The following is a 19,593-nucleotide window of genomic DNA, read 5'->3' as shown; positions in this document are numbered from 1 at the left end:
TCCATTCCCCGTCTCATAGGAGGAATTAAGTCCCGACACGCGCTAAACTGCGCTGGTTTTTCCGTCCCCTATTCTTCGGAGCCGTCCATGTCTCGCGTTACCTTGAGTCGCTATTTGATTGAGCAGACCCGCAGCAACAATACCCCTGCCGATCTGCGCTTTTTGATCGAAGTGGTGGCGCGTGCCTGCAAGGAAATCAGCCACGCCGTATCCAAAGGCGCGCTGGGTGGTGTCCTGGGCAGCATGGGCACCGAAAACGTGCAAGGCGAAGTGCAGAAGAAACTCGACGTGATCTCCAACGAGATCCTGCTCGAAGCCAACGAATGGGGCGGTCACCTGGCCGGCATGGCGTCCGAGGAAATGGACAATGCCTACCAGATCCCGGGCAAATACCCCAAGGGTGCCTACCTGCTGGTATTCGACCCCCTGGACGGTTCGTCGAACATCGATATCAACGCCCCGGTCGGCACCATCTTCTCGGTATTGCGTTGCCCGAACGAGTACCTGAGCCAGAACGAAGCCCTGAACGAAAAGGCCTTCCTGCAGCCAGGCACCCAGCAAGTGGCCGCCGGCTATGCCATCTACGGTCCGCAGACCATGCTGGTGCTGACCTTGGGCGACGGCGTCAAGGGCTTCACCCTGGACCGTGAAATGGGCAGCTTCGTGCTGACCCACGAGAACATCACCATTCCTGAAACCACCCAGGAATTCGCCATCAACATGTCCAACCAGCGCCACTGGGAAGCCCCGGTACAGCGCTATGTCAGCGAGTTGCTGGCCGGTGAAGAAGGCCCGTTGAAAAAGAACTACAACATGCGCTGGGTGGCCGCGATGGTTGCCGACGTCCACCGCATCCTGAACCGCGGCGGCCTGTTCATGTACCCACGCGACAGCCGCGAGCCGACCAAGCCGGGCAAACTGCGCCTGATGTACGAAGCCAACCCGATGTCGTTCCTGGTGGAACAGGCCGGCGGCGCTTCCACCGATGGTCACCAGCGCATCCTCGACATCAAGCCTGAAGGTCTGCACCAGCGCGTGGCGGTGTTCCTCGGTTCGAAGGAAGAAGTGGCGCGCGCCACGGCCTATCACAAGGAATAAATCATGGCCGAGCCTTGGCAGCCGTTGCTTGATTGGTGGTTCGGTTCAGCCGAGACGCCGGACGAAATAGCGGCTGAAAAGAACAAGCTGTGGTTCGGCAAACACCATGATCGTCAGGCGCGTGAGCGTTTTGGCGATCAGGTCGATCAGGCACTGGCCGGTGGATTGACCGACTGGGCGCAGCACCCGGAAGGTTGGCTGGCCCTGGTGATACTGCTCGACCAGTTCCCGCGGATGATCTTTCGCGACACACCCAAGGCCTTCTCCGGCGATCTCCGCGCCCAAGCGTTGGTGGCCCAGGGGCTGGCGGCGGGTTTCGACCGGCAGCTCAAACCCATCCAGCGCGTATTCATCTACCTGGTGCTCGAGCACTGCGAAAACCTCGCCGTGCAGAACGAGGCCGTGTCCCGGTTTATCGACCTGGTGCGAGAGCAGCCGGAAGCGGATCGGGCGGTGTTCGAAAGCAACCTGGACTATGCCGAACGGCATCAGAAAATCATTGCCCGGTTTGGACGGTTTCCCCATCGCAACGGGGTGTTGGGGCGCGAGTCTACGGCTGAGGAAGTGGAGTTTTTGAACAGGCCTGGGTCGCGTTTTTAGTGGCTGTTTATTGATTGCCTCGAAGCAACCGTTTCATGAGTAGCGCGGGCAGGCTTTTGCGGCTATCGGCAATGATGTGGATGTAGATCGTTTTGCCTCGCACTTCATAAATGATCCTGTTCATTCCTGACAGGACCTGCCGATACTGCCCAAGATTCAGCTTTTCTATTTCGTCTGGGATCGACCCCGCGTAAGGGAGTGTCGCCAAATGACGAATCGCAACCTTAAGACTGGTATGGGTGCTTTGCCAGGTCTGAACAGAAAATCGTTCGATCAGATAAGTGCGCAGTTCTTTGAGATCGGTCTCAGCCGATTGGAGGATTACGATCTTCAAACTCATCGTTCGTCGGCCGCGTCCAGTTCTGCGAAGACATCTTCGACATCTCGGTACTTACCTTCCTCGATTTCCTTATTACCCATAGCCAACAGCTTTAATAGCGCCATGGTGTCTTCTTGCTCTTCGAAGCTTTTCACATCCATGACCACGAGCTTGGCTTCGCCATTTTGAGTGATGACTAATGGCTCCCTGGTTTCTGTGATGCTCTTTACGACTTCGGCGGTATGGCTTTTCAAATAGCTGATAGGTTTGATTTGGGATGACAGCTTCATGATGGGACCTCTCAAAACTGAGTGGACTGAGTTTAGTCCTAATTCAGTCCTGCGTCAGGTCGTGTTGACTAAACGGTCCCCAGCGGGATAGGTCCTACCGCGAGCCGGCTCGCGATAGGACCTATCCCGGCGATTAAATCCGGAAGCTGCCCACCAATTGTTTCAACCGCGCCGCCTGCTGTTCAAGGTCGGTACAGGCCCGCAACGTGGCTTGCAGGTTTTCTACGCCTTCCTGGTTCAGCGTGTTGATTTCATTGATGTCGACGTTGATCGACTCCACCACGGCGGTCTGCTCTTCGGTGGCGGTGGCCACGGACTGGTTCATGCCGTCGATCTCGCCGATGCGCTGGGTCACGCTGCCCAGGCGCTCGCCGGCCTGGTTGGCGATGCCGACGCTGCTTTCACTCTGGCGCTGGCTGTCGGTCATGGTCAGCACCGCTTCCCGTGCGCCGACTTGCAACTCTTCGATCATTTTCTGCACTTGCTGCGCCGAATCCTGGGTACGGTGGGCCAGGTTGCGCACTTCATCGGCCACCACGGCAAATCCGCGCCCGGCTTCACCTGCGCGGGCTGCTTCGATGGCTGCGTTGAGGGCGAGCAGGTTGGTCTGCTGGGAAATGCTGGTGATGACTTCGAGGATCTGGCCGATGTTCACCGTGTTGCTGTTCAGGGTTTCGATATTGCCGCACGAATCGCTGATCTTGGCCGACAGCTGCTGCATGGCAGCGATGGTTTTATCCACCACCTGCTGACCGTCTTCGGCCAGATTACGGGCTTCGCTGGAGTGTTGCGAGGCGAGGGCGGCGTTCTGGGCGATTTCCTGGGCAGCGGCGCCGAGCTGATTGATGGCCGCCGCTACGCTGCTGGTGCGTGAGGCTTGCTGGTCGGAATTGAACATCGACGAGTTGGAGGCGCTGACCACGCGCAGCGCCACTTCGTTGACCTGGCCGGTGGCCGAGGCCACTTCTCGGATCGAGGTGTGGATGCGCTCGACGAAACGGTTGAAGGACGTACCCAGGGCGCCGAATTCATCCTGGCCGTGAATGGTCAGGCGGCGGGTCAGGTCGCCTTCGCCTTCGGCGATGTCATGCATCGCACGGCCCATGGTCAACAGCGGTTGCATCAGCACGCGGATCAACATGCCCAGCAGGGCAATGATGAAGACCACGGCAATGGCCATGGCGATCAGCGCCGAGGTACGGAACTCGCTGAGCATGGCCAGCGCAGTGTCCTTGTCGAGCACCAGTGCCACGTACCAGTCTGCGCCCGGCACGCCATTGACCCGGGTAAAGGAGATGAACTGGGTCTTGCCGTCGAGTTCGACTTCCTTCATGCCCGGGCTGACTTGAGGGGCACCGTTTGGGTAGGCCTCGGCCAGGGTCTTGAGGATGCGGTTGCTGTCGGGATGGATCAGGATCTTGCCATCGGCGCTGACGATGAACGCATGGCCGTGGCCACCGAAGTTCAGCGAGTTGATGATGGCGCTGACGCTCGACAGGTCGATGTCCGCACCCGCCACGCCGATCATCTGGCCCTGACGTTGTACCGGGGTCGCGACGGTAATTACCAGTTTGCCCGACGAGGCGGCAATATAGGGTTCGGTGACAATGGTCTGCTGCGCGCTGTTGGCGGCCTTATACCAGCCACGGGCGCGGGGGTCGTAGTCGGGGGCGCGATTACCGGCCGGCACCGAGAACATCACGCCGTCGACGCCACCGAAGTAGCTGAGCTGGAAGTTGCCGGTATAGGCGGGCAGGTCGATGGCCCGCTTGAGGCTGGCAGCGCTGTTGCCGTCGATGGCGACCTGCTGGGCCAGCGATTGCAGTAACTGGATACGCCCTTCGACCCACGTCTGAATGTTGCGGCTGGTCAGGTTGCCGAGTTCCTGCATGGACGTTTCGGTGCTGTTGTGCAGGCTTTGACGCTGACGGTAGTCGTTGAACAGGATGAAACAGGCGAACGCAACGGCTACCACAAGGGCTGCGGCCAGCAGGATTTTGTGGCTGAATTTCATGTTTCTGGTCATTAAGAGCGCTATCGCATAGGAGCTGGTCAGGAAGGGGCGTCAATTTGCCATACGGCAGGGTTTCGCGCTGTTCTTTTTATCGGCCCGCAACCGCCAGAGTTCAGGCGCCAGAGCGGCAAACCCGACGAAATGCACGACGCTGTCACAAACTGGTTGATTTACCGACGAACTACCCACTTTTACCCCAATAAATACTGGGTTCCCCGGGGAACCAGATAGGGGTTTTCTCTTCTAAGCTTCAGGTTGGCACCCTGCCACCTCCTTTCCGCTCCAGGAGTTCACGATGTCCCTGCGATCTATCGCGATGTTGTCTTTGTGTGTCTTGTTGACCGCATGCAGCAAGGTCAACCAGGAAAACTATTCGAAGCTGTCAGCCGGCATGTCCAAGGCCGAAGTCGAAACGTTACTGGGAAAACCGACCGACTGTTCGGGCGCGCTCGGCATGTCCAGTTGCACTTGGGGCGACCAGAAAAGCTTTATCAGCGTGCAATATGCCGGTGAGAAGGTGTTGATGTTTTCCGGCCAAGGCCTGAAGTAATCCGGGGCGACGTGCCCACGGGAGAAAAATAATGATGCGGTTATTGTTAGTGCTTTTAGCCGGCCTGGTATTGGCTGGCTGTGCCACTTCTGGCGAAGACCCGTTGGCGCCCAAGACCGTCAACAGCGTCAATCTCAAGCGTTACCAAGGGACCTGGTACGAGTTGGCCCGCCTGCCAATGTATTTCCAGCGCAACTGTGCGCAATCGGAAGCCCATTACACCCTCAAGCCTGACGGCAACATGGGTGTGTTCAATCGCTGCCTGACCTCTGACTGGAAGTGGGAAGAGGCCAAGGGTACCGCTACGCCACAGGTACCGGGCAAGACCGACAAACTCTGGGTCGAGTTCGACACCTGGGTCTCGCGGATCCTGCCGGGCGTCTCGAAGGGACAATATTGGGTGTTGTACGTCAGCGATGACTACAAGACCGCCATTGTCGGCGACCCTAGCCGGCGCTACATGTGGTTGTTGTCCCGTACGCCGACGGTCAACAGTGTGGTGCGCGAAGAACTGCTGAGCAAGGCACGCCAGCAGGGCTATGACACGACACGACTGATCTGGCGTGCCTCGGATCGGCAGATGGCCAAGACCTCGGATTGACCAGCCACTGAGATCAATAATGTGGAAGCGGGCTTGCTCGCGAAAGCGGTGGGCCAGTTGCATTAATGCTTGCTGACACCCCCCTTCGCGAGCAAGCCCGCTCCCACATTTTTTTGCTCGGCGTCAGCCCAGAAGTTCGCGCAATACCTGGGTAAACGCCCGGGCGCTGTCCTCTTCCGCGGCGTGATGCCCGTTACGCACCACCCACTTGCCGCCCACCATGACATCTCGCACCTGGCGATCACCGCCGGCAAACAGCCAGCGATTGAGGATGCCGTCGCCCTGGGCCGTGGCCAGGTAAGGGTCGTTACCGTCGAGTACCAGCCAGTCGGCACGCTTGCCTATTTCGAGGGCGCCGATGGGTTGCCCCAATGCCTGGGCGCCACCTTCCAGCGCCGCATCGAACAACGTGCGGCCGACCATCGGTTGATCTGTCCGATACAGACGATTACGTCGTTGATCCCGCAGGCGCTGGCCGTATTCCAGCCAACGCAACTCTTCCACCACGCTTAATGACACGTGGCTGTCGGAGCCAATACCCAGGCGCCCACCTTGGGCGAGGTAGTCCACCGCCGGGAAAATACCGTCGCCCAGGTTGGCTTCGGTGGTCAGGCACAGTCCGGCAATCGCCCGGCTCCTGGCCATGAGGCTGACTTCGTGGGCATTGGCGTGGGTGGCGTGGACCAGGCACCAGCGCTGATCCACCTCGGTGTTTTCATACAACCATTGCAGCGGACGGGCACCGCACCAGCTCAGGCAATCGTCGACTTCCTTCTGCTGCTCGGCGATGTGGATATGCACCGGGCAGTGGGCGTCGCTGGCGGCCAGTACCTCCTGGATCTGTCCGGGCGTGACGGCGCGCAGGGAGTGGAAACACAACCCCAACGCCTGCTGCGGCTGCCCGGTCAGGATCGGTTGCAAGCGAGACTGAAGCTTCAAATAGTTTTCGGTGCTGTTGATGAACCGACGCTGCCCGTCATTGGGCGCCTGGCCACCAAAACCTGAATGGCTGTAGAGCACCGGTAGCAGCGTCAGCCCGATACCGGCGGTGTTGGCGGCGTGGCTGATGCGCAAGGCCAGCTCCGCCGGGTCGGCGTAGGGCGTGCCGTCGGTGTCGTGGTGTACGTAATGGAATTCGGCGACCGAGGTGTAACCGGCCTTGAGCATTTCGATGTACAGCTGTCGGGCAATGATGCCGAGTTGGTCGGGGCTGATTTTTCCGACCAGGCGGTACATCAGGTCGCGCCAGGTCCAGAAACTGTCGTTGGGATTGCCCGCCACTTCCGCCAGGCCGGCCATGGCCCGCTGGAACGCGTGGGAGTGCAGGTTCGGCATGCCCGGCAATAGCGGACCGTCCAGCCGTTCGGCGCCGTCTGCCTGGGAACCGGCCTGGATATGGGTCAGGACGCCTTGGGCGTCGACTTCAAGACGTACATCATTGGCCCATCCACTAGGCAGCAGCGCGCGTTCGGCAAAGAAGGCGGACATGGTTCAACCTCATCGTGCGTAATTTGTATATACATATACAGACGTTTGCCTGCCCGGTAAACTCCGGCAAGCTAGCAATCTTTATAAGCAGAACAGGGAACCGCCGTGCCGACTCCGCCTGCCAAACCGCCGCTGGCCTCAAACCTGGGTGACAGTCCGGCACCCTTGTATGCCCGCGTCAAACAGATGATCACCCAGCAAATCGACAGTGGAAACTGGCCGCCGCATTACCGCGTGCCGTCGGAAAGCGAACTGGTCAATCAGCTGGGCTTCAGCCGCATGACCATCAACCGTGCCCTGCGGGAAATGACCGCCGACGGCCTGTTGGTGCGCATGCAGGGCGTCGGCACGTTCGTGGCCGAGCCCAAGAGCCAGTCCGCGCTGTTCGAAGTGCACAACATCGCCGACGAGATCGCCTCCCGTGGTCACCGCCACACGTGCAAGGTCATCACCCTCGAAGAAGAGGCTGCCGGTTCCGAGCGCGCCCTGGCCCTGGACATGCGCGAAGGGCAAAAGGTCTTTCATTCGCTGATCGTGCATTTTGAAAATGATATCCCCGTGCAGATCGAGGACCGTTTCGTCAACGCGCTGGTGGCGCCCGAGTACCTCAAGCAGGACTTCACCCTGCAAACGCCCTACGCCTATTTGAACCAGGTCGCGCCGCTGACTGAGGGTGAGCACGTGGTTGAAGCGATCCTGGCCGAGCCGAGCGAATGCAAGCTGCTACAGATTGAAAGAGGCGAGCCGTGCCTGTTGATCCGTCGTCGGACCTGGTCCGGGCGTCAGCCAGTGACCGCCGCCCGCCTGATCCACCCCGGTTCCCGTCATAGCCTCGAAGGTCGGTTTCATAAATGATGAGTCAGATAAAGGTCCTGCGCGCCGCTGATTACCCACGCATGCCCTGGAAAAATGGTGGCGGCAGCACCGAGGAAATCACCCGCGACGCCGGCACCGGCCTGGAGGGTTTCGGTTGGCGGCTGTCGATTGCCGATATCGGCGAGTCGGGCGGTTTTTCCACCTTCGCCGGTTACGAGCGCGTCATCAGCGTGTTGCAGGGCGATGGCATGACGCTCAATGTCGATGGTCGGACCACGCGGGCGCTGCATCCGCTGGATGCCTTTGCGTTCAGCGGCGAGAGCCATGTGCACTGCACGTTGCTGGGCGGGCCGATTCGCGACTTCAACCTGATCTATGCACCGCAACGTTACCGTGCACGGGTGCAATGGCTGAAGGATGAGCAGCGGTTTTTCAGTGAGGCGGGGACGGTGCTGGTGTTCAGTGCGGCTGCATCGCTACACGCCAAGGTTGGCGAGCCTGACGTGGACCTGGGCCTCTACGACTGTCTGCAATTGAGCGGTAACACAGGACTGTTGGAGATTTCCACGGACGGCCAGTGCTGCGTGATCGAACTGACTGCCCGCTAGTTTCAGCGGTACATCCTTGTGGCGAGGGGATTTATCCCCGCTGGGTCGCGGAGCGACCCAAATCAGTTGGTTCCGAAGCTGTTGAATTGGCACCAAGAGGGGCCGCTTCGCAGCCCAGCGGGGATAAATCCCCTCGCCACAAAAGCACGCCTTACTGTTTCTTCAGCTGCACCAATTTGTTACCGAATGCCCCAGTGTGGCGCAACACCACGCTTCTGTCCCGCCCATCCTCACCTCTGTAACTCCTCCTCCGAAAATTTAATCCCCTTCGCCAGCCCTTCAATTCCGTGCTTTCCAGCCGTTTCCAGGAAGATTCCTGAACGAGCTTCCAACAAGTTGGCCGCTTGATTGCATATGCTTGTACATACAAGTAAAGACGTATGCGTATGAGTTACCGAGATTCAACGCAACGTTCGCTAAATCACTGCCCGCTGCCCGGGCTGGTCTGGATTGATCGCTGAGGAGTTTTTGCTGTGACCGACGCTACCCGCAAACCCGAAAAATACCGTGACGTTGAAATTCGCGCCCCTCGCGGTAATACGCTGACCGCCAAAAGCTGGCTGACTGAAGCGCCACTGCGCATGCTGATGAACAACCTCGACCCGCAAGTGGCCGAGAATCCCAAGGAACTGGTGGTCTACGGTGGCATCGGCCGCGCGGCGCGCAACTGGGAGTGCTACGACAAGATCGTCGAAAGCCTGACCAACCTGAACGACGACGAGACCCTGCTGGTGCAATCCGGCAAGCCGGTGGGCGTGTTCAAGACCCACACGAATGCTCCCCGCGTGCTGATCGCCAACTCCAACCTGGTGCCGCACTGGGCCAGTTGGGAACACTTCAACGAACTCGACGCCAAGGGCCTGGCCATGTACGGCCAGATGACCGCCGGCAGCTGGATCTACATCGGCAGCCAGGGCATCGTGCAGGGTACTTATGAAACCTTCGTCGAAGCCGGTCGCCAGCATTACGACTCCAACCTCAAGGGCCGCTGGGTCCTGACCGCCGGCCTGGGCGGCATGGGCGGCGCACAACCGCTGGCCGCGACGCTGGCCGGTGCCTGCTCGCTGAACATCGAGTGCCAGCAGGTCAGTATCGATTTCCGTCTCAAGACCCGTTACGTCGACGAACAGGCCACCGACCTGGACGACGCCTTGGCCCGTATCGAGAAATACACCGCCGAAGGCAAGGCGATTTCCATCGCACTGTGTGGGAACGCTGCCGAAATCCTGCCGGAAATGGTCCGCCGTGGCGTGCGCCCGGACATGGTCACCGACCAGACCAGCGCCCACGATCCGCTCAACGGCTATCTGCCGGCCGGCTGGACCTGGGACGAATACCGTGCCCGCGCCAAGACCGAACCCGCCGCCGTGGTGAAAGCCGCCAAGCAATCGATGGCGGTGCACGTGAAAGCCATGCTGGCCTTCCAGAAAATGGGCGTGCCGACCTTTGACTACGGCAACAACATCCGTCAGATGGCCCAGGAAGAAGGCGTCGAGAATGCCTTCGACTTCCCAGGCTTTGTGCCGGCGTATATCCGTCCACTGTTTTGCCGTGGCATCGGTCCGTTCCGCTGGGCGGCGCTGTCGGGTGACCCGCAGGACATCTACAAGACCGACGCCAAGGTCAAGGAACTGATTCCCGACGACGCTCACCTGCACAACTGGTTGGACATGGCTCGCGAGCGCATCAGCTTCCAGGGTCTGCCGGCGCGTATCTGCTGGGTCGGCCTGGGCCAACGCGCCAAGCTGGGCCTGGCGTTCAACGAAATGGTGCGCAGCGGTGAGCTGTCGGCGCCGATCGTGATCGGTCGCGACCACCTGGACTCCGGTTCCGTGGCCAGCCCCAACCGTGAAACCGAATCCATGCAGGACGGTTCTGACGCGGTCTCCGACTGGCCGTTGCTCAACGCCTTGCTCAACACCGCCAGCGGCGCGACCTGGGTGTCGTTGCACCACGGTGGCGGCGTCGGCATGGGCTTCTCCCAGCACTCGGGCATGGTGATTGTTTGTGACGGTACCGATGAGGCGGCCGAGCGTATCGCCCGCGTACTGCACAACGACCCGGGCACCGGGGTGATGCGTCATGCCGATGCCGGTTACCAGATTGCGATCGATTGCGCCAAGGAACAGGGGCTGAACTTGCCGATGATCACTGGCAAGTAACGCAAATCCCTGTGGGAGCGGGCTTGCTCCGGGCGGCGATCCGACGAATGCGGTGTGTCATTCAACACATGTGTCGAATGTGAAACAGCTTTCGCGAGCAAGCCCGCTCCCACAGGAACGCAGCAGCGCAATGAACTCCAGAACAATCCACAGAGGTTGAACCATGGCCGTCACCAGCACACGCGCAAGCAGCAAACCGTTGATCGAAAAGCGCTCGATCGACTACATCCCGGAAGCGGAGCGGCACGGCCGTTTGTTGAGCCAGTTCACCCTCTGGATGGGGGCCAACCTGCAGATCACTGCCATTGTCACCGGTGCATTGGCGGTGGTGCTGGGCGGTGATGTGTTCTGGTCGTTGATCGGTTTGCTGATCGGCCAAGTGCTCGGCGGTGGCGTCATGGCCTTGCATGCCGCGCAAGGGCCCAAGCTTGGCCTGCCGCAGATGATCTCCAGTCGGGTGCAGTTCGGTGTGTATGGCGCGGCCATCCCGATCGTGCTGGTGTGCCTGATGTACCTGGGGTTCACCGCGACGGGCACCGTGCTTTCCGGCCAGGCGCTGGGCCAGTTGTTTGGCGTCAGCGACAGTGCCGGCATTCTTATCTTCGCCAGTGTCATCGTGCTGGTCACGGTGCTCGGTTATCGGGTGATCCACTTCATTGGCCGTGTCGCCAGCATTATTGGGGTGATTGCCTTCGTTTACCTGTTCGCTCGCCTGATCGGTCAGACGGACGTGGGCGCACTCCTGCAGATCCGCCATTTCAGCTGGAGCAGCTTCCTGCTCGCGGTGTCGCTGGCGGCATCCTGGCAAATCGCCTTCGGCCCCTACGTGGCTGACTATTCGCGTTACCTGCCGAGCAAGACGTCTTCGCTGAAAACCTTCTTTGCCGCGGGCGCCGGTTCGGTCATCGGCGCACAGGTGGCGATGATCCTCGGTGTATTTGCCGCTGCCTCGGCCAATGGGCAGTTCGCGGGTCACGAAGTGGCCTACATCGTTGGCCTGGGTGGCACTGGGGCCACCGCTGCGCTGCTGTACTTCAGCATCGCGTTCGGCAAGGTCACCATTTCCACGCTGAACTCCTACGGCAGCTTCATGTGCATTGCCACCATCATCAGCGGTTTCCGTGGCCAGTTGAACGTCACGCGCTTGCAGCGTCTGCTGTTCGTACTGGTCATTGTCGGCGCGGCGACCTTGATCGCGCTGCTTGGCCAGCACTCGTTCCTCGGTGCGTTCAAGTCTTTCATCCTGTTCTTGCTGGCGTTCTTTACGCCCTGGAGCGCGATCAACCTGGTGGACTACTACTGCATCACTCGCGAGCGCTACGACGTGCCGGCACTGGTTGACCCGAACGGTCGCTACGGTCGTTGGAACGCCCTGGGCATCAGCGTTTATACGCTGGGTGTGCTGGTTCAATTGCCGTTCATCTCCACCAAGTTCTATACCGGACCACTGGTGGCAGCGATGGGGGATGTGGATATCTCGTGGATTATCGGCCTGGTGGTGCCGGCGGCGTTGTATTACGTCGCGGCGAAGAAGTGGCACAGCGCTGTACCCGATCAATTGATCCTGCCGCTCGAGCAGGACGCGGTTGACGCACAACCGAGCAGGGCGGGCCGCATCCAAGCGGTCTGATGGGACGTTGACAGGGCTGGATGCCTCTTGACTGCCGTAAGCCAATTCACTGATTAGGAGCGTCACACAATGAAATCGAACAAGACCCTACTGACCACGTTGCTTTCCATGGGCTTGCTGGCCAGCGCCGGCGCCACCCAGGCGGCGGGTTGGTGCGAGTCGGGCAAACCGGTGAAATTCGCCGGCCTGAACTGGGAAAGCGCCATGCTGTTGACCGACGTCCTGCAAGTGGTGTTGGAAAAAGGCTACGACTGCAAGACCGACAACCTGCCGGGCAATTCCATCACCATGGAGAACGCCCTGAGCAGTAATGACATCCAGGTGTTTGCCGAAGAATGGGTCGGCCGCAGCGAGGTCTGGAACAAGGCCGAGAAGGCCGGCAAAGTGGTCGGCGTCGGCGCGCCGGTGGTGGGCGCCATCGAAGGCTGGTACGTGCCGCGCTACGTGGTTGAAGGCGACGCCAAGCGCAAGCTCGAAGCCAAAGCCCCGGGGCTGAAGAACATCGCCGACCTGGGCCAGTACGCCGCCGTGTTCAAGGATCCGGAAGAACCGTCCAAGGGCCGTTTCTATAACTGCCCGGCCGGTTGGACCTGTGAGCTGGACAACAGCGAGATGCTGAAAAGCTACGGCTTGGAAAAAACCTACACCAACTTCCGTCCAGGCACCGGCCCGGCCCTGGATGCCGCAGTGCTGTCGAGCTACAAGCGTGGCGAGCCGATCCTGTTCTACTACTGGTCGCCAACGCCACTGATGGGGCAGGTGGACTTGGTGAAACTGGAAGAAAAACCGGGTGTGGATAAAAGCGTGAGTATCAAGGTCGGCCTGTCCAAGACCTTCCACGACGAAGCCCCGGAACTGGTGGCGGTGCTGGAAAAGGTCAACCTGCCGATCGATATCCTGAACCAGAACCTCGGGCGCATGGCCAAAGAGCGGATCGAGTCGCCGAAACTGGCGAAGATCTTTCTGAAGGAACATCCTGAAGTCTGGCACGCCTGGGTAAGCGCAGACGCTGCCAAGAAAATCGACGCGGCCCTGTAGGTCGAATACTTCCCGGCCAACCTTGAGCTGGCCGGGACATTCACCGCATCCCCCTGATCGAGAGTCCCTTATGTTTCCCGAAAGCTTTACCTTTTCCATCGCCGACTGGGTCAACGGTTGGGTCGACGCCCTGGTGACGAATTATGGCGATGTGTTCCGGCACATCTCCGACACCCTGCTGTGGGCCATCGTCAATCTCGAAGGCCTGCTGCGTATGGCACCCTGGTGGTTGATGCTGGCCATCGTCGGTGGCGTGGCCTGGCACGCGACCCGCAAGGTCGTGGCCACGGCGGTGATCGTCGGCCTGCTGTTTCTGGTGGGCGCGGTGGGCCTGTGGGACAAACTGATGCAGACCCTCGCGCTGATGCTGGTGGCGACGCTGATCTCGGTGTTGATCGGCATCCCGCTGGGCATCCTCTCGGCACGCAGCAATCGCTTGCGTTCGGTGCTGATGCCGTTGCTGGACATCATGCAGACGATGCCGAGCTTCGTGTACCTGATTCCGGTGTTGATGCTGTTCGGCCTGGGCAAGGTCCCGGCGATTTTCGCCACGGTGATCTACGCCGCGCCGCCGTTGATCCGTCTGACCGACCTGGGCATCCGCCAGGTGGATGGCGAAGTGATGGAGGCCATCAATGCTTTCGGTGCGAACCGCTGGCAACAGCTGTTCGGCGTGCAACTGCCCCTGGCCTTGCCGAGCATCATGGCCGGGATCAACCAGACCACCATGATGGCCCTGTCGATGGTGGTCATCGCCTCGATGATCGGCGCCCGTGGCCTGGGCGAGGATGTGCTGGTGGGCATCCAGACCCTCAACGTCGGACGCGGCCTGGAAGCCGGGCTGGCGATCGTGATTCTCGCCGTGGTCATCGACCGCATTACCCAGGCTTATGGTCGTCCTCGGCATGAGGTGAGCAAATGAACAACGCAACTGTCAGCAAAATCGAAGTCAAGAACGTCTTCAAGATTTTCGGCAATCGGTCCAAGGACGCCCTGGATCTGATCCGTCAGAACAAGACCAAGGACCAGGTGCTGGCCGAAACCGGTTGCGTGGTCGGCGTGAACGACCTGTCGCTGAGCATCGGCACCGGCGAGATCTTCGTGATCATGGGCCTGTCCGGCTCGGGCAAATCCACCCTGGTGCGGCACTTCAACCGCCTGATCGACCCCACCAGCGGGGCGATCCTGGTGGACGGCGAAGACATCCTGCAACTGGACATGGACGCCCTGCGTGAATTTCGTCGGCACAAGATCAGCATGGTGTTCCAGAGCTTCGGCCTGCTGCCCCACAAGAGCGTGCTGGACAATGTCGCCTACGGCTTGAAAGTCCGCGGCGAGAGCAAACAGGTGTGCGCCGAGCGCGCGCAGCACTGGATCAACACCGTCGGTCTGAAGGGTTACGAAAACAAATACCCGCATCAGCTTTCCGGCGGCATGCGCCAGCGTGTGGGCCTGGCTCGTGCCTTGGCGGCGGACACCGACATCATCTTGATGGACGAAGCCTTCAGTGCCCTTGACCCGCTGATCCGCGCCGAGATGCAGGACCAGTTGCTGGAGCTGCAGAAGACCCTGCACAAGACGATCGTCTTCATCACCCACGACCTCGACGAGGCCGTGCGCATCGGCAACCGCATTGCGATTCTCAAGGATGGCAAGCTGATCCAGGTCGGCACGCCCCGGGAGATCCTGCACTCGCCGGCGGATGAGTATGTTGATCGGTTTGTGCAGCGCAGGGCTGCGGTGGTTTAGAGAACTCTGGTGACTGGGCGGGCCTCTTCGCGAGCAAGCCCGCTCCCACAGAGGACCGCATTCCAATGTGGGAGCGGGCTTGCTCGCGAAGGCGTCAGTAAAGCTGCATCAATGTTCAAGTTGTAAGCATGAGGTTAAAGATGTCCCAGGCTGAAAAAATCATCATCGCCGACGCCCCCCTGCGTTGGCAGGACGTAGTCGCTGTCGCCCGCTTCGGTGCCGGGCTCGAGCTGTCGGCCCAGGCCTGGGCGCGGATCGACAATGCCCAGGCCATCGTCCAGCGCATCGTCGAAAGCGGCGAGCGCGCCTATGGCGTCAATACCGGCCTGGGGGCCTTGTGCAATGTCTCGCTCAAGGACGAACAACTCAGCCAGCTGTCGCGCAACACGTTGCTCAGCCATGCCTGTGGCGTCGGCACGCCGTTGGCCGATGAGCAGGTTCGGGCGATTCTCTGCGCCGCCATCCTCAACTACAGCCAGGGCAAGTCCGGCATTCATCGCCGGGTGGTCGAGGCCTTGCTGGCGCTGCTCAATCGCGGCATCACCCCGCAAGTGCCGTCCCAGGGCTCGGTGGGTTACCTGACCCACATGGCCCACATCGGCATTGCACTGCTGGGTGTCGGCCAGGTCAGCTATCGCGGCCAGATCGTTGCGGCGCAACAGGCCCTGGCCGCAGAAGGCCTGCAACCGGTTCAATTGGGGGCAAAGGACGGCCTGTGCCTGGTCAACGGCACGCCATGCATGACCGGCCTCAGTTGCCTGGCCCTGGCGGATGCGACGCGGCTGGTGCAATGGGCGGACGTGATCGGTGCCATGAGTTTCGAGGCCCAGCGAGGACAGATCGCGGCGTTCGACGCCGAGATCATCGCGCTCAAACCGCACCCTGGCATGCAACAAGTCGGGGCCAATCTGCGTGCCTTGCTCGACGGCAGCGAAGTCATTGCCTCGAGCCTGGGCATTCGCACCCAGGATGCCTTGAGTATCCGCTCCATTCCCCAGGTGCACGGCGCCGCTCGCGATCAATTGACCCATGCCCGGCAACAGATCGAAACCGAACTCAACGCCGCCACCGATAACCCGCTGCTGCTGGGTACACCGGATAACTTCCGGGTCATGTCCCAGGCCAATCCCCACGGCCAATCGGTGGCTCTGGCGGCGGATCTGCTGGCGATTGCCATGGCGGAAATCGGCTCCATCGCCGAGCGTCGTCTCGACCGGTTGATCAACCCGCATGTCAGCGGACTGCCGGCCTTCCTGGTAGCCAACCCCGGTGTGAACTCGGGGATGATGATCGTGCAGTACGTCGCCGCCTCCTTATGCGCGGAAAATCGCCAATTGGCGCAACCGGCGGTACTCGATAATTACGTGACCTCGGGCTTGCAGGAAGATCACTTGAGCATGGGCACCAACGCGGCCCTGAAGCTGCACAGGGCGTTGGACAACTGCACGCAGATTCTCGCCATCGAATACCTGCTGGCGGCCCAGGCCTTTGAATTTCTCAAGGCGCAGCGCTTCGGCGCCGGCACCGGGCTTGCCTGGAAGCTGCTGCGCGAGCACGTGGCTGCCTATGACCAGGACCGCTGGCTGGCGCCGGACATTGCCAGCGTCGCCGGGCTGCTTAAAGACCCGAACCTGTTGGATAGCGTGTTACCGAATTTGAATTGATCAAAAAAGCGCCAGCGTGCCAAGGCACCTCTTGCCCTAAAGCATCGCTCAAAAAGCGGGGGTGACGGATAACGGAACATTCCGGAGCGACTGGCGAGTTAGAAAACAAAACTCTCAAAAGGAGCAATAAATGACTGCCTTAAACCTGATTCCCGGTCAATTGAGCCTGGCTCAATTGCGTGACATCTATCAGCAACCCGTGACCCTGAGCCTCGACGCCAGTGCCTCGGCGCAGATCGAAGCCAGCGTGGCGTGCGTGGAGCAGATCCTCGCCGAGAACCGCACCGCCTACGGCATCAATACCGGTTTCGGCCTGCTGGCTTCGACCCGTATCGCCAGCGAAGACCTGGAAAACCTGCAGCGCTCTCTGGTGCTGTCCCATGCCGCTGGAGTGGGCGAGCCGATCAGCGATGCGCTGGTGCGCTTGATCATGGTGCTCAAGGTCAACAGCCTGAGCCGGGGCTTTTCCGGTATTCGCCGGCAGGTGATCGATGCGTTGATCGCCCTGGTGAATGCCGAGGTCTATCCGCATATTCCACTCAAGGGTTCGGTCGGGGCTTCCGGCGACCTGGCACCGTTGGCCCACATGTCCCTGGTGCTGCTGGGCGAAGGCAAGGCTCGTTACAAAGGCGAGTGGCTGCCGGCGGTCGACGCGTTGAAAGTCGCCGGCCTCGCGCCGCTGACCCTGGCCGCCAAAGAAGGCCTGGCGCTGCTCAACGGCACCCAGGTGTCCACCGCATTTGCCTTGCGCGGCCTGTTCGAGGGTGAAGACCTGTTTGCCGGTGCCCTGGCCCTGGGCAGCCTCACGGTGGAAGCCGTGCTTGGCTCCCGCTCGCCATTCGATGCGCGTATTCACGCCGCCCGTGGCCAGAAAGGTCAGATCGATGCTGCCGCCGCGTACCGCGATCTGCTGGGCGAGCGCAGCGAAGTGTCCGCTTCGCACCAGAACTGCGACAAGGTTCAGGATCCGTATTCCCTGCGTTGCCAGCCGCAAGTGATGGGCGCCTGCCTGACCCAGTTCCGCCAGGCGGCCGAAGTGCTGGTGATCGAGGCCAACGCCGTGTCGGATAACCCATTGGTGTTCGCCGCCGAAGGTGATGTGATTTCCGGTGGCAACTTCCACGCCGAGCCCGTGGCGATGGCCGCTGACAACATGGCCCTGGCGATTGCCGAAATCGGTTCCCTGAGCGAGCGTCGCATTTCCCTGATGATGGACAAGCACATGTCGCAGTTGCCACCGTTCCTGGTGGGTAACGGCGGGGTCAACTCCGGCTTCATGATCGCCCAGGTCACTGCCGCTGCCCTGGCCAGTGAGAACAAGGCGCTGTCCCATCCTCATTCGGTGGACAGCCTGCCGACCTCCGCCAACCAGGAAGACCACGTGTCCATGGCCCCGGCTGCCGGCAAGCGCCTGTGGGAAATGGCCGAGAACACCCGTGGCATCCTGGCGGTGGAATGGCTGGCGGCGTGTCAGGGCCTGGACCTGCGCGGCGGCTTGAAGACTTCGCCGAAGCTGGAACAGGCTCGCGGTCTCCTGCGTGCCGAAGTGCGGTTCTATGAGAAGGACCGGTTCTTTGCCCCGGACATCAATGCCGCGAGTGAGCTGTTGGCGAGCCGTTGCCTGAACGAGCTGGTCATGGCGAACCTGTTGCCGAGCCTGTGAGGGCCTCATCGCGAGCAGGCTCGCTCCCACATTGGAATGCGTACCCTGTGGGAGCGAGCCTGCTCGCGATTCGATTCTGAATGAGACGAGGAAACCCGGGATGAAAACCCTCTGGCAAAACTGCCACGCCGCCACCATGGCCCAGGGCGTCTACTCGATCATCGAAGACGCCGCCATCATCACCCAGGGCGAACACATCCACTGGATCGGCCCGCGCGCAGAACTGCCGGCCGGTGACTATCCGACAGTCAACGACCTCAAGGGCGCCTGGGTCACCCCAGGCCTGGTCGACTGCCACACCCACGCGGTGTTCGGCGGTAACCGCAGCGGTGAATTCGAACAGCGCCTGCAAGGCGTCAGCTACGCCGAGATCGCTGCAGCGGGTGGCGGTATCGCCAGTACCGTGCGCGCCACCCGAGCCGCCAGTGAAGACGAACTGTTCAGCAGCGCCGCCAAACGCCTGAACAGCCTGATGCGCGACGGCGTGACCACGGTGGAAATCAAGTCCGGTTACGGCCTGGACCTGGCCAACGAACGCAAGATGTTGCGGGTCGCCCGCCGTCTCGCTGCCGAACTGCCGATCAGTGTGCGCAGTACCTGCCTGGCGGCCCACGCCTTGCCACCGGAGTACAAGGATCGCGCCGATGACTACATCGAGCACATCTGCACCGAGATGTTGCCAGCCCTGGCGGCCGAAGGGCTGGTGGATGCGGTGGATGCCTTCTGCGAGTACCTGGCGTTTTCCCCGGCGCAGGTCGAGCGGGTGTTCATCACCGCGCAACGACTGGGGTTGCCGGTGAAGCTGCACGCCGAACAATTGTCGTCTCTGCACGGTTCCAGCCTGGCGGCGCGTTACCAGGCGCTGTCGGCCGATCACCTGGAATTCATGACCGAGGACGACGCCAAGGCCATGGCCGCTTCCGACACCGTGGCGGTATTGCTGCCGGGGGCGTTTTATTTCCTGCGGGAAACTCAACTGCCGCCCATGGATGCCTTGCGCAAGCACGGGGTGAAAATCGCCGTGGCCAGCGACCTCAATCCCGGCACCTCGCCGGCGCTGTCGCTGCGCTTGATGTTGAACATGGCCTGCACCTGTTTCCGCATGACGCCGGAAGAAGCCCTGGCAGGGGCGACGATTCATGCGGCCCAGGCCTTGGGCATGGCGCAAACCCATGGTTCGCTGGAGGTCGGCAAAGTCGCGGATTTTGTCGCTTGGCACATCGACCGCCCGGCCGACCTGGCGTACTGGCTTGGTGGCGATCTGGAAAAACGCGTCGTGCGTCACGGCGTTGAAATCGATTGA

At 60.9% G+C, this 19,593-nt stretch carries 18 protein-coding genes; 14 read left to right on the top strand and 4 right to left on the bottom strand.

The features are described 5' to 3' along the window. Positions 1-87 precede the first annotated feature (87 nt). Complete coding sequence (locus FBX99_RS06250; RefSeq protein WP_144928875.1) at positions 88-1,098, top strand: class 1 fructose-bisphosphatase; 1,011 nt, start codon at positions 88-90, stop codon at positions 1,096-1,098. 3 nt (positions 1,099-1,101) lie between these two features. Continuing rightward, complete coding sequence (locus tag FBX99_RS06245) at positions 1,102-1,698, top strand: DUF924 family protein (RefSeq protein ID WP_145130945.1); 597 nt, start codon at positions 1,102-1,104, stop codon at positions 1,696-1,698. 7 nt (positions 1,699-1,705) lie between these two features. On the opposite strand, the gene FBX99_RS06240 is transcribed toward FBX99_RS06245, so the two are convergent. The 3 genes from FBX99_RS06240 to FBX99_RS06230 form a co-directional block, all read right to left on the bottom strand. Further along, entirely contained in the window at positions 1,706-2,038 is a 333-nt protein-coding gene (locus FBX99_RS06240) for a type II toxin-antitoxin system RelE/ParE family toxin (RefSeq protein ID WP_144928879.1), read from the bottom strand. Next, on the bottom strand, positions 2,035-2,307 hold the full coding sequence (locus tag FBX99_RS06235) for a type II toxin-antitoxin system Phd/YefM family antitoxin (RefSeq protein ID WP_053147824.1): 273 nt from the start codon (positions 2,305-2,307) through the stop codon (positions 2,035-2,037). The genes FBX99_RS06240 and FBX99_RS06235 overlap by 4 nt, the downstream gene beginning before the upstream one ends. Before the next feature lie 133 nt (positions 2,308-2,440). Continuing rightward, positions 2,441-4,333: a methyl-accepting chemotaxis protein gene (locus FBX99_RS06230; protein ID WP_218570571.1), complete on the bottom strand. Its 1,893-nt coding sequence runs from the start codon at positions 4,331-4,333 to the stop codon at positions 2,441-2,443. 283 nt (positions 4,334-4,616) lie between these two features. On the opposite strand from FBX99_RS06230, the gene bamE reads away from it, so the two are divergent. Both bamE and FBX99_RS06220 read left to right on the top strand, forming a co-directional pair. After that, positions 4,617-4,871, top strand: a complete 255-nt coding sequence (gene bamE / locus FBX99_RS06225; RefSeq protein WP_047699781.1) for an outer membrane protein assembly factor BamE — start codon at positions 4,617-4,619, stop codon at positions 4,869-4,871. Between the two features lie 31 nt (positions 4,872-4,902). Beyond that, the gene (locus tag FBX99_RS06220; protein ID WP_139646426.1) at positions 4,903-5,472 is read left to right on the top strand and encodes a lipocalin family protein; all 570 of its coding nucleotides are present in this window, start codon (positions 4,903-4,905) and stop codon (positions 5,470-5,472) included. Between the two features lie 123 nt (positions 5,473-5,595). Here FBX99_RS06220 and FBX99_RS06215 read toward each other — a convergent pair whose 3' ends face one another. After that, positions 5,596-6,960 (bottom strand): formimidoylglutamate deiminase, encoded by a 1,365-nt coding sequence (locus tag FBX99_RS06215; protein ID WP_145130943.1) that lies wholly within the window; start codon positions 6,958-6,960, stop codon positions 5,596-5,598. Between the two features lie 105 nt (positions 6,961-7,065). Between FBX99_RS06215 and hutC the strand changes: the two genes are divergently transcribed. The 10 genes from hutC (at position 7,066) to hutI (ending at position 19,593) form a co-directional block, all read left to right on the top strand. Next, a complete protein-coding gene (gene hutC / locus FBX99_RS06210) occupies positions 7,066-7,815 on the top strand; it encodes a histidine utilization repressor (protein ID WP_145130941.1) in 750 nt (249 codons plus the stop codon). Further along, positions 7,815-8,384 (top strand): HutD family protein, encoded by a 570-nt coding sequence (locus FBX99_RS06205; protein WP_144928951.1) that lies wholly within the window; start codon positions 7,815-7,817, stop codon positions 8,382-8,384. The genes hutC and FBX99_RS06205 overlap by 1 nt, the downstream gene beginning before the upstream one ends. 473 nt (positions 8,385-8,857) lie before the next feature. Then, positions 8,858-10,546 carry a urocanate hydratase gene (gene hutU / locus FBX99_RS06200; protein WP_047699772.1) on the top strand — a complete coding sequence of 563 codons (1,689 nt, stop codon included), beginning with the start codon at positions 8,858-8,860 and terminating at the stop codon, positions 10,544-10,546. Positions 10,547-10,709: 163 nt separating this feature from the next. Next, positions 10,710-12,176, top strand: coding sequence for a cytosine permease (locus tag FBX99_RS06195; RefSeq protein ID WP_144928887.1), 1,467 nt, complete (start codon positions 10,710-10,712; stop codon positions 12,174-12,176). 69 nt (positions 12,177-12,245) lie between these two features. Continuing rightward, on the top strand, positions 12,246-13,214 hold the full coding sequence (locus FBX99_RS06190; RefSeq protein ID WP_144928889.1) for an ABC transporter substrate-binding protein: 969 nt from the start codon (positions 12,246-12,248) through the stop codon (positions 13,212-13,214). Positions 13,215-13,284: 70 nt separating this feature from the next. Further along, positions 13,285-14,136 (top strand): proline/glycine betaine ABC transporter permease, encoded by an 852-nt coding sequence (locus FBX99_RS06185; protein WP_144928891.1) that lies wholly within the window; start codon positions 13,285-13,287, stop codon positions 14,134-14,136. Then, positions 14,133-14,963, top strand: coding sequence for a glycine betaine/L-proline ABC transporter ATP-binding protein (locus FBX99_RS06180; protein ID WP_052126355.1), 831 nt, complete (start codon positions 14,133-14,135; stop codon positions 14,961-14,963). The genes FBX99_RS06185 and FBX99_RS06180 overlap by 4 nt, the downstream gene beginning before the upstream one ends. 140 nt (positions 14,964-15,103) lie before the next feature. Continuing rightward, positions 15,104-16,627 carry a histidine ammonia-lyase gene (gene hutH / locus FBX99_RS06175; protein WP_144928893.1) on the top strand — a complete coding sequence of 508 codons (1,524 nt, stop codon included), beginning with the start codon at positions 15,104-15,106 and terminating at the stop codon, positions 16,625-16,627. A gap of 130 nt (positions 16,628-16,757) precedes the next feature. Continuing rightward, a complete protein-coding gene (gene hutH, locus FBX99_RS06170; protein WP_144928895.1) occupies positions 16,758-18,290 on the top strand; it encodes a histidine ammonia-lyase in 1,533 nt (510 codons plus the stop codon). Positions 18,291-18,390: 100 nt separating this feature from the next. Beyond that, positions 18,391-19,593 (top strand): imidazolonepropionase, encoded by a 1,203-nt coding sequence (gene hutI, locus FBX99_RS06165; protein ID WP_144928897.1) that lies wholly within the window; start codon positions 18,391-18,393, stop codon positions 19,591-19,593.

Source organism: Pseudomonas sp. SJZ074, assembly GCF_007828215.1.
GTDB lineage: Bacteria > Pseudomonadota > Gammaproteobacteria > Pseudomonadales > Pseudomonadaceae > Aquipseudomonas.
The sequence above is the reverse complement of the archived record's forward strand: the minus strand, read 5'-3'. Positions and strand labels throughout refer to the sequence as shown.